The 12,639-nt window shown below is 58.9% G+C and carries 11 protein-coding genes; 10 read left to right on the forward strand and 1 reads right to left on the reverse strand.

All coding sequences use genetic code 11. From position 1 onward, the window contains the following. Nucleotides 1–10 precede the first annotated feature (10 nt). The 6 genes from QP363_RS02605 (at nucleotide 11) to galE (ending at nucleotide 5,781) form a co-directional block, all read left to right on the forward strand. Nucleotides 11–493: a DUF3099 domain-containing protein gene (locus QP363_RS02605; RefSeq protein WP_141740731.1), complete on the forward strand. Its 483-nt coding sequence runs from the start codon at nucleotides 11–13 to the stop codon at nucleotides 491–493. Between the two features lie 79 nt (nucleotides 494–572). After that, complete coding sequence (locus tag QP363_RS02610; protein WP_201829549.1) at nucleotides 573–2,114, forward strand: methyltransferase; 1,542 nt, start codon at nucleotides 573–575, stop codon at nucleotides 2,112–2,114. Nucleotides 2,115–2,213: 99 nt separating this feature from the next. Then, nucleotides 2,214–2,690 carry a D-aminoacyl-tRNA deacylase gene (dtd, locus tag QP363_RS02615; RefSeq protein ID WP_070719169.1) on the forward strand — a complete coding sequence of 159 codons (477 nt, stop codon included), beginning with the start codon at nucleotides 2,214–2,216 and terminating at the stop codon, nucleotides 2,688–2,690. Between the two features lie 139 nt (nucleotides 2,691–2,829). Beyond that, complete coding sequence (locus QP363_RS02620) at nucleotides 2,830–3,825, forward strand: sigma-70 family RNA polymerase sigma factor (RefSeq protein WP_046648202.1); 996 nt, start codon at nucleotides 2,830–2,832, stop codon at nucleotides 3,823–3,825. A 287-nt stretch (nucleotides 3,826–4,112) separates the two neighbouring features. Further along, nucleotides 4,113–4,793, forward strand: a complete 681-nt coding sequence (locus QP363_RS02625; protein WP_070446758.1) for a metal-dependent transcriptional regulator — start codon at nucleotides 4,113–4,115, stop codon at nucleotides 4,791–4,793. A 4-nt stretch (nucleotides 4,794–4,797) separates the two neighbouring features. After that, a complete protein-coding gene (gene galE, locus QP363_RS02630; RefSeq protein WP_284762280.1) occupies nucleotides 4,798–5,781 on the forward strand; it encodes a UDP-glucose 4-epimerase GalE in 984 nt (327 codons plus the stop codon). Here galE and QP363_RS02635 read toward each other — a convergent pair. Continuing rightward, entirely contained in the window at nucleotides 5,738–6,886 is a 1,149-nt protein-coding gene (locus tag QP363_RS02635; RefSeq protein ID WP_284762281.1) for a DUF4192 domain-containing protein, read from the reverse strand. The two genes, galE and QP363_RS02635, sit on opposite strands and share 44 nt — an antisense overlap. A 352-nt stretch (nucleotides 6,887–7,238) precedes the next feature. On the opposite strand from QP363_RS02635, the gene QP363_RS02640 reads away from it, so the two are divergent. From QP363_RS02640 to QP363_RS02655, 4 genes are all read left to right on the forward strand, one after another. After that, nucleotides 7,239–8,258, forward strand: a complete 1,020-nt coding sequence (locus tag QP363_RS02640) for a PAC2 family protein (protein WP_070731253.1) — start codon at nucleotides 7,239–7,241, stop codon at nucleotides 8,256–8,258. A 102-nt stretch (nucleotides 8,259–8,360) separates the two neighbouring features. Continuing rightward, complete coding sequence (locus QP363_RS02645; RefSeq protein WP_070644937.1) at nucleotides 8,361–10,934, forward strand: RNA helicase; 2,574 nt, start codon at nucleotides 8,361–8,363, stop codon at nucleotides 10,932–10,934. Between the two features lie 82 nt (nucleotides 10,935–11,016). Beyond that, on the forward strand, nucleotides 11,017–12,141 hold the full coding sequence (locus QP363_RS02650; protein WP_070527232.1) for a PTS sugar transporter subunit IIC: 1,125 nt from the start codon (nucleotides 11,017–11,019) through the stop codon (nucleotides 12,139–12,141). Nucleotides 12,142–12,169: 28 nt separating this feature from the next. Then, entirely contained in the window at nucleotides 12,170–12,547 is a 378-nt protein-coding gene (locus QP363_RS02655; RefSeq protein WP_070527229.1) for a hypothetical protein, read from the forward strand. Nucleotides 12,548–12,639: the final 92 nt, after the last annotated feature.

Here is a 12,639-nt window from a genome sequence, read left to right on the forward strand (position 1 = left end):
GCTGATAGGCATGACCCCTTCGAACTCGCGCGATAACGCCCGCCATACCCCACGATCGGGGCAGCGGCGCGGACGCCGATTCGGGCGCGAAACGCACCTCATCACCACGGCAAAACTCGCCCCCGGTCAGGACCGGCATCGCCGCGAGATCATCTACTCCATACTGCAGTTTCTGCGCGTTCCATCCCTCCTGATTGCCGGGGCCATGGTTTATGTCTGGCAGTGGTGGATCCCCGCCGCCCTTGTCGTGGCCGTCACCTTCCCCCTCCCCTGGATCGCTGTGGTCATTGGCAATGGCCGGGGTCAAAAGAAAGACAAGCGCGAAAAAGCTGTTTATAAACCAGCCCTTGCCCGGCAAATGGCGCAAGCACAACGTGAAGAACTCACCAGCGGTTCCCATGGTGAACTGCCCAGCACGCCTGGGCGGCACAAACCCTCGTCAGGAGCAGACACAAACAGTACTGCAGCTGACACTATTGACCACGAAGATTAGAACATCACTGTATTCCCTCCCCGATGCATTTAAGGATTCTCTTGTGAGCACCCAGCAGCCTTCTCCTTTTGGCCCAGCGATGAACCCGGAACACCCCATCGCGGACGTTGCGGCAGAACTTTCCCGAGTGTTTGCGGAGGCAGGGTTTAGTGCGGATGGCATCGCAGGCCATTTGGGACCCGAGTACACCGAAGCCCTGCATCGCGGCGAGCCCGCCGCAGTTGCGCTAGGAGCAAGCGGCGATTCCCGCCTGGACCATCTCATCCGTATCTTCTTGCTGCATGAACACGTACCAGCCACGCTGCTTTCCGACGTCCTCGGAGCACGCCTAGCCGCCCAACTCATTGATTGCGGTGTCGTGCTCAGCGACGAACACGGCACCGCCTACGTGGCTTATGACATTCGACCGCACATCATCGTGGGCAAGAATCGTGTCGTGTTCTCCGATGTTGATGCATCTCTGGTGCATCACGTCCCCGGCCCCGAGCATGTGTTGGGAGTGGGCTCGGCCAGCCTGTCCTTGTTGCATTCAACGCCAACGACACCAGTGGAATCAGTACTAGATTTAGGCACGGGTTCAGGCGTCCAGGTCCTTGGGCAGCTGGATTCTGCGCAACGCATTGTGGCTACCGACGTCCATGAGCGAGCCCTTGAACTCGCCCGCGCCACCGTCCTCGCGGCGGAGGCGGAAGACCGCGTTGAGCTACGCCACGGCTCCTGGTACGAACCCGTTGAGAATGAGCGCTTCGACCGCATCGTGGCTAATCCTCCATTCGTGGTTGGCTTACCCGAAGTGGGGCATGTCTATCGAGACTCCGGCCTCAACCTGGATGGAGCAAGCGAGCTGGTGGTCTCCCAGGCAGTCGAGCATCTCAACCCTGGGGGCACAGCGCACGTACTCGCAGCCTGGGTGCATCAAGGCGAAGAATCGTGGCAACAGCGCGTCGCCTCGTGGCTACCGGATACCGGCGTCGCCGCATGGATCATTCAGCGCGATGTGGCGGACCCAGCGTTATATGTCTCAACCTGGTTGAGCGATGAATCCGTGGATGTTCGCAGCCCTGAAGGCCAAGAGCGGTCTCGCCGGTGGCTGGAGCACTTCCGTGAAAACGAGGTCACCGGAATCGGGTTTGGTTTCGTGGCCATCCAGCGCATCGGTGAGGACGAGCCCTCGGATATCTTGGCGGAGACCATGGCGCAGCCAGTTATCGATCCGCTCGGCCCGGAAGTGGAAGAATACTTCGCGCGCGTCGAATGGCTGCGCAACCTGGTGCCGGGTGAATTAGAAACTAAGCATGTACAGCTGCGCCCCGGGGTGGCCCGTGAGGACGTTGCACTGCCCGATGGGGACCTGGGCATGGGCTTTGAGCGCGCGGCACTGCGGCTCAGCCGTACCGATGGCCCCCGCTGGCAGCACGATGTCGATGAGCATCTCGCGGCCATTGTCGCCGGGTTTAACCCGAATGGTTTGAGCATCGGTGAAACCATCGAGCTCTACGCCGCCGCGCAGGGTTTTGAAGAAGCCGAGTTGGTCAGCGCAGCACTTCCGGCCATCGTGGATCTTATCCGCCACGGGCTTCTCATCCCGACCGAGCTGCTAGCTTTTAGCCACACTGAGTAGCCTCGCGCCCCCACTAAGAGCCTCTTTACTCCTTCAATCCCCGCGTACTTCTCATCCGAGAAAGAACTCCTCTACAGAAAGGTTGTGTACTTCCCTGCCATGCGTGCTGTTTTAACCCGTGTTTCTGAAGCCTCTGTCACCGTTGACAACGACGTCGTTGGGTCCATTACCTGCCCCGACACCGGCGGAGTCCTAGCACTCATTGGTGTGTCGCGGGAGGACGTCGAGGCAGGTGGTGACGCCACCGCTAGCGACGGCCCGACTTTAGAGGAGAGGATGGACACGATGGCGCGCAAGATCGCTGAGCTGCGCATCCTCGAGGGTGAGACCAGCGTGGTCGATAGTGGTGCGCCAGTTCTGGTGGTAAGCCAGTTCACCCTCTACGGACGAACCGCGAAAGGCCGCCGACCTTCGTGGTCAGATGCAGCCCCAGGCGAGGCCGCGGAGCCGGTGATCCAGGGTGTAGTTGCGCGCCTGCGCGAACGCGGAATCACCGTGGAGGAAGGCCAGTTCGGAGCGATGATGCGCGTCTCCTCGGTCAACGAAGGGCCGTTCACCGTGCTCGTGGAGGTCTAGGTGCGGTGCACCTCCCCCAAAATGGCCTAAAACCTCACTCTTCCCGCGGGGTGTTAGAACATTTTTCGGGCCACGGGAACTAACTGCGCCGAAAGCTCGTTGTAGGAGATGAACCAAGCCGCAACTTAGGAGGCATGAGATGGCCACATCATCCGCTGCTAGCGTCCAGGACGAGGACGGACAGGAAGTTGACCGCGGCTCACGCCGTAACCAAACAAATGACAATCCCTCTGCGGACTTGGTCCGCGTTTATCTCAACGGAATCGGCAAAACGGCGCTGCTGAGTGCTGAGGACGAGGTTGAGCTCGCACAGGCCATCGAGGTAGGCCTGTACGCCGAATACAAGCTCGCTAATGCCGAAAAGTTGACCCGCGCTGAGAAGCGCGACCTGAAGATTTTGGCCCGCGAAGGCAAGAAGGCTCGCTCCCACCTCTTGGAGGCCAATCTGCGTCTCGTAGTCTCCCTGGCTAAGCGTTATACCGGCCGCGGCATGCCGCTGCTGGACCTCATCCAGGAAGGTAACTTGGGCCTGATTCGTGCGATGGAGAAGTTTGATTATGCCAAGGGCTTCAAGTTCTCCACGTATGCAACGTGGTGGATCCGCCAGGCCATTACCCGCGGCATGGCTGACCAGTCCCGCACTATCCGCCTCCCCGTGCACCTAGTTGAGCAGGTAAATAAGCTTTCCCGCATTAAACGCGAGATGTACCAGTCCTTGGGCCGCGAGGCCACGAATGAGGAGCTCGCGGAGGAATCCGGAATCGAAGAGTCCAAGATCGAGATGCTGCTGCGCCAGTCCCGCGATCCTGTTTCCTTGGACATGCCGGTCGGTACCGATGAGGAAGCCCCGTTGGGTGACTTCATTGAGGATGCCGAGGCAACGGATGCCGAGACCGCTGTGGTGGCCTCCATGCGCCACTCCGATATCCGCTCCGTGATTGGTTCCCTCGAGGAACGCGAACAGGATGTCATCCGCCTGCGCTATGGCTTGGACGATGGTGTCCCGCGCACCCTCGACCAGATTGGCCGCAAGTTCGGCCTCTCTCGTGAACGCGTTCGCCAAATCGAGCGTGAGGTGATGGCCAAGTTGCGCGAGGGCAACCGTGCGGACCGCCTCCGCGAGTACGCGCTCTAAGCCTTAGCTGACTTCCCAGCCTTAGCCATTGAGGAATGCCTTTGCTGCCCAGTTGACTTGTGCTGCTGGGCCGCAGAGGACGTTGCTCGGTGGCTTTTTCTTTCCTCGCGGTGGTCCTCACGATTTTTAATTCCCGCCCCTCTCCTCCCTGTCGAACGCACAGTGCTGCGCGCTCTCAGCTTTCGAAAAATGCGCTATTGTTTAAGATATTCTCTTAATACACTTTTATTACCGCGCCTAAACCTATGTGGCTACGGACCGCCGACAACGCAGAAAGGTAAGCCCACGTGAGGGACCTAGTTGACACCACGGAAATGTATCTGCGAACCATCTACGAGCTCGAAGAGGAAGGTATTACCCCACTGCGTGCTCGAATTGCAGAGCGTTTAGAGCAGTCCGGACCGACCGTCTCCCAGACCGTGGCCCGGATGGAGCGCGATGGACTTCTTCACGTGCGCACCGACCGCAGCCTTGATCTCACTCAGCAGGGCCGCGAATTAGCTACCAACGTCATGCGCAAACACCGCTTGGCTGAGCGGTTGCTCACGGATGTCCTTGGCCTTGATATCCACAAGGTCCACGACGAGGCCTGCCGGTGGGAACACGTCATGAGCGAAGAAGTAGAAAAGCGAGTCGTCGCGGTGCTGGAGGATTCCTCCCGCTCACCATTCGGCAACCCAATCCCCGGTTTGGCACAGCTGGGCATGTCTCCGGTAGAGCTCGACTTGGGCACGCGCGCCATCGACCTTCCCACGGGGCAAGAAACCGAGGCCACTATCGTGCAAATCAATGAGGTCTTGCAAGCTGATAATTCCACCTTCCACGACCTGTATGCCTGCGGAATCCAGGTTGGCTCGCACGTCACCGTAGTCAATGAGAGCGGGACGATTAGGCTGACAACGAAATCAGGGCACACTGTCGAGCTTGTCGACGACCTTGCTCACGCTATCCGCGTCAAGGAGGACTAAACCGATGAAGCTGTTAGTTACCGGCGGCGCCGGCTATGTCGGCAGCGTATGCGCGGCCGTCCTCGTTGAAAAAGGCCACGATGTCACCATCATCGACAATTTCTCTACCGGCAACCGCGAGGCCATCCCGGAGAAGGCGCGCCTTGTCGAAGGCGACGTGGCCGATGTCGCTCGTGAGGTGTTATCTGAGGGCGGTTTCGAAGGAGTCTTGCACTTCGCGGCCCGCTCCCTCGTGGGCGAATCTGTGGAGGCCCCGGCTGACTATTGGCAGCACAACGTGGTCACAACTCTAAAGCTGCTCAACGCTATGCGTGAATTCGAGGTCACCAACCTCGTCTTTTCCTCAACCGCTGCCACCTACGGTGAGCCGGCGCAAGTGCCGATCACGGAGACGATGCCCACCCAGCCGACGAACCCTTATGGCGCATCGAAGCTTGCCATCGACTACATGATTACCTCTTATGCCCAGGCCTATGGCTTGGGGGCGACTTCCCTGCGCTACTTCAACGTCGCCGGCGCCTACGGCGATATCGGAGAGAACCGCGAGGTGGAAACCCACCTCATTCCCCTTGTCCTGCAGGTAGCGCTGGGACATCGCGAAAAGATTTTCATCTTCGGCGATGACTACGACACCACCGATGGCACCGCAGTGCGCGATTACATCCACATTCGTGACTTGGCCGAAGCCCATGTCTTAGCGCTGGAGAACAATGCCGTTGGCACCCACCGCATCTACAACCTGGGCTCCGGGGACGGCTACTCGGTCAAGCAGGTTATTGAGGCCTGCCGCGAAGTCACTGGACACCCCATCCCAGCAGAGCTTGCGCCGCGCCGCGCTGGTGACCCCGCGACGCTCGTGGCGTCCTCAGACAAGATTAAATCCGAGCTCGGATGGAACCCGGGCCGCACCGACTTGAAGACCATCGTCACGGATGCTTGGAATTTCACCCGGCAGCTCGGCGAGCGGGCTCACTCCGCTCGGCGCTAAGCGTCTTTTCTTTAGGCTCCTCCCCTAGGGCGGTGTCATAAGCCTTGAGCGCCCCTGTATGAATCGAATCACGTACCTTTTCATGCAGGCCATGGCGGTACGCTTGGCACAGCAGCGCCCCGAGGCGGTGGCTGGGAAACTCCTCCGTGACGAGCTGCAATGCTGGTCCGGCAAGGATATCCCACTCCTGCTCCAACTGCGCTAATGCGAAAAGGGTCAGCGCATTCGCCCGCAGCTCCCCGCTGAATGTGCGGGCCGCTGCGAGGAGAAGGTCCGCCCCGGATTCGCCTGCCTGCGCGCAGATATCTACTACGAGGTCGCGCGTCCACGTCGTCGCGAGCCACACTGCGCAGGTTTCCAGTAGCTTGCTGTCCTGTTCTGCTTCTTCCACCGATGCCACTTGGTCAAGCGCCCACTGGGCATCCTCAAGAAAGTGATCCAGCAGGTCTTTGCGCTTCTTTCCGTGCGCAACGGCCACCTGCTCGCGATATCGCGTTGCCGAATCGCGGGCTTGCTGCGCTAAGACTTTAGCTTCTTCAGCGTCGAGGTAGCTATTCCCCGGCGCAAAGACGGAAAAGAAATCCTCCCGGTTTAGCTCAGGTACCACATTGTGGTCGACGCAAGAGCGCATCGAGGGGGCGTCGGTTAGCGCCGGTATAGTCCCCTCAACCCACTTCTTCATCGGCCCGCTACCGTCCGCGTTGACGGTTCCATGCAGCAATATATAAGGCGCATTCTGGGTGATTTCCTGGGCATACCACGCGGCGTCGATCTCCACCCCATCCTCAGCGCGGTCCAGGCCATAAAGCCAGTGGGACACTTCCCGCAGTTCGGTGAGAGGCTGCTTCGAGATGAGGAAGGCAAAGACACCTTCGCGGGCATGCTCCGCTAGTAGCGGTGCGATGTCTGTGATCGCTCCTTGGGCATCCGTGATGTCGACGCGAGCGAGCGGCCCCATGGCTGGGCCGCGTGGAGTGGTGTCGATGGCCATGAACACCACTGATTCGGTGGGATAGAAGCCTAAGAGGCCGGGGATGTTAGCGAGAAGATGACCTGGAGTTGTTATTGGTGGTGTACGGTCTGTGTGCGTTGAAAAAGTGTTCATACCCTGTAGCCTGAACCACCAACGGTAGCCACCGCTAGGGATACCCCGGCGCGCACGGCATATCTGTGGATAACAAGTCCGGACTGCCACTCAATCCATGGAAATCCACTGGGTTATCCACACCTTGGCAAAGGCAAGCCTGGAAGAAGTAATGACTATATGGCATGCTTGTACGATCAACACCAGTTCCCGCAGGCAGTCCCACATACGCAGCCTCCCGGGTTTGTGTTCTCCTTGGAGCACCATTTCAGCTGGGAATAGGCAGCAAGCCTTAAGCGTTGCATGACACAGAACGCTGATGAAGTCCGTACGCTCGTTAAGAAGCGCACGATGAGAAGGAGGAGTCACTACCATGCAGGAAGAACAGCGCCGCATGTATGAGCTGGAGTATCCCGCTCCAGTGATCAAGGATGATTCGACTCCAGACAACGGCCCCACGATGATCGTTGCTATGAATGGTTATGCCGACGCCGGACAAGCCGTCGAAGCCAGTGCCGATCACCTCAAGGCCGCTTTGGAAAACCGCCAGCTGGCCTCGTTTAACAATGACGAGCTCATTGATTACCGCTCGCGCCGCCCCGCCGTCACCATCGATCATGACCGCACGGTGGAGATTGAGAACACTGACTTGGGTATCAAGGTGCTGCGGGATAACTCTGGCACTCCATTCTTGCTTCTTTCGGGCCCTGAACCGGACTTGCGGTGGGAGGCCTTTACTGATGCGGTAGTGAACTTGGTGGAGAAATTCGATATCAAGAACACCATCATGCTCTACTCGGCCCCCATGCCGGTGCCGCACACCCGCCCCACTGTGGTAACAGCGCATGGCAATTCGCCGGAGCTCCTTAACTCAATGGTGCGCATGGAATCCACCATGATGGTCCCCGGCGCCGCCGCCCTGTATATCGAGCGAGCCTTGGACAAGAAGGGCCGCCGCGTTGCCGGGTACACCGCCCATGTTCCGCACTACTTGGCCGCCTCCCCGTACCCGTCGGCCACGCTGCGTCTTTTGGATTCGGTGGCAACCGCAGCTGGCCTCAACATCCCACTGGGCAGCTTGGAGGCAGACGTGACTCGCGTTAACCAGCAGTTGGAGGAGCAGGTTACCAACTCTGAGGAAATTGCAGGCGTGGTCCACCAGCTGGAGGAGCAGTACGACGCCTACATGGAGCGCTACCGCTCCCGCCACCCGCAGGCCATCATGCCTGGCGAAGAGCACATGCCTACTGGTGAGGAGATCGGAGCAGACTTTGAAGCTTTCCTGGCGGGCCTCGACGACAATCCGGATATCCTCTCCGATGATATCGATGACCGCGAAGACAACTATGGGCGGGAGCAAGGACCCGGCTCGGATATGGACGATGACGTCTAATCGCGGTTAGATCTACCGCACGAGCACAGGCACCGAGGACAGCCATCTGGGGATCCGGGGTGGAGGCCTAGTCCGCGGTGCTTTTCGCCTAAGGTGGGACGGGTGAACCTTTCTCAGATGTTGCCCGATCTCGCCGAAGTCCCCGAGTCGATGGTTGATGAGGCCATCTGGGACACATTTTTGTCCTGGACTTCTGGCCGTGGTATTTCGCTTTACCCAGCGCAGGAAGAAGCCTCCCTCGGCATTCTTGCCGGGGATAACGTCATCCTGGCAACTCCCACTGGTTCCGGCAAATCCATGGTGGCCAACGCCGCCCACTTCATTGCTTTGGCGCGCGGCCAGCGCAGCTTCTACACCGCACCCATCAAGGCCTTGGTGAGCGAAAAATTCTTCGCGCTCTGCGAGATTTTCGGCCCCGAGAACGTCGGCATGATGACCGGTGATGCCACGGTCAACGGCTCCGCTCCCATCATCGCCGCGACGGCTGAGATTGTGGCCAATATTGCGCTGCGTGATGGCGCGGAAGCCGCCATTGATCAGGTAATCATGGATGAGTTCCATTACTACTCCGAGCCTGATCGCGGCTGGGCCTGGCAGGTTCCGCTGTTGGAGCTACCGAAGGCCCAATTCTTGCTCATGTCCGCCACCTTGGGCGATACCGCCTGGCTGGAGAAGGATTTGACGGAGCGTACCGGCCGTACGACGACTCTGGTAGCGGGAACAACTCGCCCAGTGCCCCTCGACTTCTCTTATGTCTTTTCCGCGGTCCACGAAACCATCGAAGAATTGCTCGCCGATGGCAAGGCCCCTGTCTATGTCGTCCACTTCTCCCAGCGCGAGGCCTCAGAGCGCGCGCAGGCGTTGACTTCCCTGTCGAAGATCATCACCCCGGAGGAGAAGGAGGCCATTGCAGCTGAGCTCGCGGGCTTCCGCTTCACCACGACGTTTGGCAAAGACCTCTCTAAGCTTCTGCGTAAGGGAATCGGTGTGCACCACGCTGGTATGTTGCCGAAATATCGGCGCTTGGTTGAGCGCCTGGCCCAGAAGGGCCTTCTCAAGATTATTTGCGGCACCGATACTTTGGGCGTGGGCATCAACGTCCCCATTCGCACAGTCCTGATGACCGGCCTTGCCAAATATGATGGAACCCGCCAGCGCATTCTGAAGTCTCGCGAGTTTCACCAGATTGCCGGCCGCGCTGGCCGCGCCGGTTATGACACGGAAGGCACCGTCGTCGTGCAGGCGCCGGAGTATGAGATTGAGAACGCCAAGGCGCGGCGCCGTGTGGGCGATGACCCAGCAAGGCTCAAGAAGCTGAAAAAGAAGTCTGCGCGCGACGGTGAAGTGTCGTGGTCGGAACAGACTTACGCACGGCTTATCGACGCCGAACCGGAGCAACTAACGTCCCAATTCCGAGTGTCCAATTCCATGTTGCTCAACGTGCTCGCCCGGCACGGCAACGGCTACGAGCATCTCAAGCACCTGCTGCGCACCAGCCACAACACGCGTGCCCGCCAGAACGAAGACATCCTGACGGCATTGAGTCTGTTCCGGGGACTTCTCAATTCGGGCGTAGTGCAAAAGTCTACGAAGGGGCTCGATATCTACGGCCGTCCCTACCACGTCGTGCGAGAGATGCCGCGCGATTTCGCCCTCAACCAGCCTTTAGGACCCTTCGCGCTGGCAGCGCTCACCTTATTAGATCCAGAATCGGATACTTATGCACTCGACGTCATCTCTGTCTTTGAATCGGTGCTGGATGATCCTCGCCAGGTACTCATTGCCCAACAGAAGCAGCGGCGCGGTGAGGAAATCGCGGCGCTCAAGGCCGAGGGCGTGGACTATACCGAGCGCATGGCCATCGTGGAAGACATCACGTGGCCAAAGCCTCTGGAAGAGCTCCTCGAACAGTCCTATGAGACCTTCTGCCAGACCAACCCATGGGCGAAGGAGTTCGAGCTGCGGCCTAAGTCTGTAGTGCGCGACATGCTGGAGAGCGCCATGACTTTTTCCGATCTCGTCGCCACCTACGGTCTGGCCCGCTCGGAAGGCGTCATTTTGCGCTACCTGACCGATGCCTGGCGCACGCTCAAGCAGTCTATCCCTGCGGAGTTCCTCACAGAGGAACTCGAGGACATTATCGTCTGGCTCGGGGAGCTTATCCGCCAAGTCGATTCTTCGCTTGTCGACGAGTGGGCTGAGATGGCTGGCGAGGACTCCCCCATTTCCCAGGAAGATTTGGACCGCGAGTTGGCCTTCGGAGTCGAGGATCCCACCGCCTTGACCGCGAATCAGCGGGCTTTCAGCATCATGGTGCGCAACTACTTCTTCCGCCTTGCCCAACTCTTTGCGTTGGAGAAGGAAGAGCGCTTGGCAGACCTGTTGGACTACTTGGAGGAGATTCCTGACTTTAGCCGTGCCCTCGATGACTACTTCGATGACTACGATGACATTGACACTGGGCCAGCGGCTAGGGGCCAGGAATACTTCCTCCTGGACAAGGGCGACGCAGGTTCGGGCGCTCGTGGCGTTGGCGGCTCGCGGTCGTGGACCGTGCGTCAGATCCTTAAGGACCCAGAGGGTGATAATTCCTATCAGCTCGTTGGCACCGTAGATCTCGATGCCTCCGATGAAGCCGGGGAGGTACGGCTATCCGAGCTGCGCGTGGAGTACTAGGGCGCATAAGCAGGGACTATTAATACCCCCCTTTCTGAATTAATATTTTCTACACACCGCATATTATGCGTATGATTGGGGAATGAGTACGCCACAGCAGATAGACGAACGCAAGCTTTCCCCTATCCCTCACGCCAGCGCAGCGCCTGCGGCCGAGCGCCTCACCCCCGGCTCCTTCACCATGAAGGTCCTCAACGGCATCTCCATCGCCGTCGTTGTGTCGCTCGTCCCACAAGCACTGCTCGGTGAATTAGCCAAGGCGCTACTCCCCTTGTGGTCCGGCGCAGCCACCGTCATTGCACTGACGGGCTTAGCCGCAAGCCTCTTGCCGGTAATGATTGGTGTCCTCGTGGGCATCGAATTCAAGATGACCCCCATCCAGACTGCTGCGGTCGGCATTGCTTCCTTCTGCGGCTCAGGCGTGGCCACTGTTAATCCCGAAGGCGGTTTCTTCCTCAAAGGCACCGGTCTTGTTATCAACTCAGGCCTTACCGCAGCCATAGCAGTGGGATTATTGCTCTTTATCGGCGACAGGCTGAAAAATTACTCTATTTTGTTGCTATCCACCATCGTGACGCTGGTGGCGGGCACCATCGGTTGGGCTGTCACCTTCCCCATCGTCAAGGTCTTCACTCTTTGGCTGGGCAACTTGGTCAATGGGGCAACTACTTTGCAGCCGGTTCTCATGGGTGTTGTCCTCGCCGTCCTTTTCGCCATCATGATTGTCTCTCCAGTCTCCACAGTCGGCATTGCCACTGCCATCTTCATTGACGGCATCGCCTCCGGTACCGCGAACCTGGGCGCCGTCGCCGCTGGGTTCACACTCCTCGTTGCCGGCTGGCGCGTCAACGGCTTCGCCACCTCTATCCTGCATGTTTTGGGTTCCCCGAAGGTGCAAATGGCCAACATGCTATCCAAGCCAGTCACCTTCCTGCCCGTGATATGCTCCGCTGCCGTGCTGGGCGGCGTCGGTGGCGCTTTAGGAATCTCCGGCACCCCTATCTCTGCTGGCTTTGGCATCTCCGGCCTCATGGGCCCACTGGCAGCCCTCAATTACGAAGGCTGGGGTTGGAGCGCCAGCAACGTGATGATTATTACCTTCGTTTATGTCATCCTTCCCCTCGCCCTTGCGCTGCTCTTTTGCTGGCTCTTTGAAAAGGTTCTGCACCTGACTAGGGCTGAGTACTTTTCTCTCGACTTTAAGTAGGTATCCGGGGAGTACAGTGGGGACCGCTATGAACGAACAGAACACCCCGCCCACCGGCATCCGCCTCGCAGGCGTTCATTTTGAGACGCACGAAGACGCCGTCACCGTGCATTGGCTCCTTGGAGGAATGCCCCACCACCGTGACGTCGTGTTCACCCTGCACACCCTCGATCTGGAGCTCACCGCTCACTTCGAACAAGAGCAGCTCACGTCGATGGAAATCTCTTCCTTCGGCGAGGACACCAGGGACGCCCACCGTCGGGTTGATTACCCCTACGAGTACACCCCGGAAGAGTTGACTGTTACCCTCCCCACCGCTCATTTCAACCTCTCGGAAGAAGTGTTTACCATGGCTCTTTCCGTGGACGGTGCGGCATGCGGTGAATGGACCGGCACTATAATCTAAGCCTTCACTCTCTGCATTCAGCTAAGCCTACACACGCTTTACAAGGCCCTGACCAGCGGCGATACTGGAACATAAGAAGTTCTCTAGACAAC

Origin of the sequence: Corynebacterium sp. UMB6689, assembly GCF_030215295.1 — a bacterium.
GTDB classification, from domain to species: domain Bacteria; phylum Actinomycetota; class Actinomycetes; order Mycobacteriales; family Mycobacteriaceae; genus Corynebacterium; species Corynebacterium aurimucosum.

Coding starts and splice junctions, on each gene's coding strand:
- QP363_RS02605 (WP_141740731.1), top strand. CDS start 11: ATGACCCCTTCGAACTCGCGCGATAACGCCCGCCATACCCCACGATCG.
- QP363_RS02610 (WP_201829549.1), top strand. CDS start 573: ATGAACCCGGAACACCCCATCGCGGACGTTGCGGCAGAACTTTCCCGA.
- dtd (WP_070719169.1), top strand. CDS start 2,214: ATGCGTGCTGTTTTAACCCGTGTTTCTGAAGCCTCTGTCACCGTTGAC.
- QP363_RS02620 (WP_046648202.1), top strand. CDS start 2,830: ATGGCCACATCATCCGCTGCTAGCGTCCAGGACGAGGACGGACAGGAA.
- galE (WP_284762280.1), top strand. CDS start 4,798: ATGAAGCTGTTAGTTACCGGCGGCGCCGGCTATGTCGGCAGCGTATGC.
- QP363_RS02635 (WP_284762281.1), bottom strand. CDS start 6,886: ATGAACACTTTTTCAACGCACACAGACCGTACACCACCAATAACAACT.
- QP363_RS02640 (WP_070731253.1), top strand. CDS start 7,239: ATGCAGGAAGAACAGCGCCGCATGTATGAGCTGGAGTATCCCGCTCCA.
- QP363_RS02650 (WP_070527232.1), top strand. CDS start 11,017: ATGAGTACGCCACAGCAGATAGACGAACGCAAGCTTTCCCCTATCCCT.
- QP363_RS02655 (WP_070527229.1), top strand. CDS start 12,170: ATGAACGAACAGAACACCCCGCCCACCGGCATCCGCCTCGCAGGCGTT.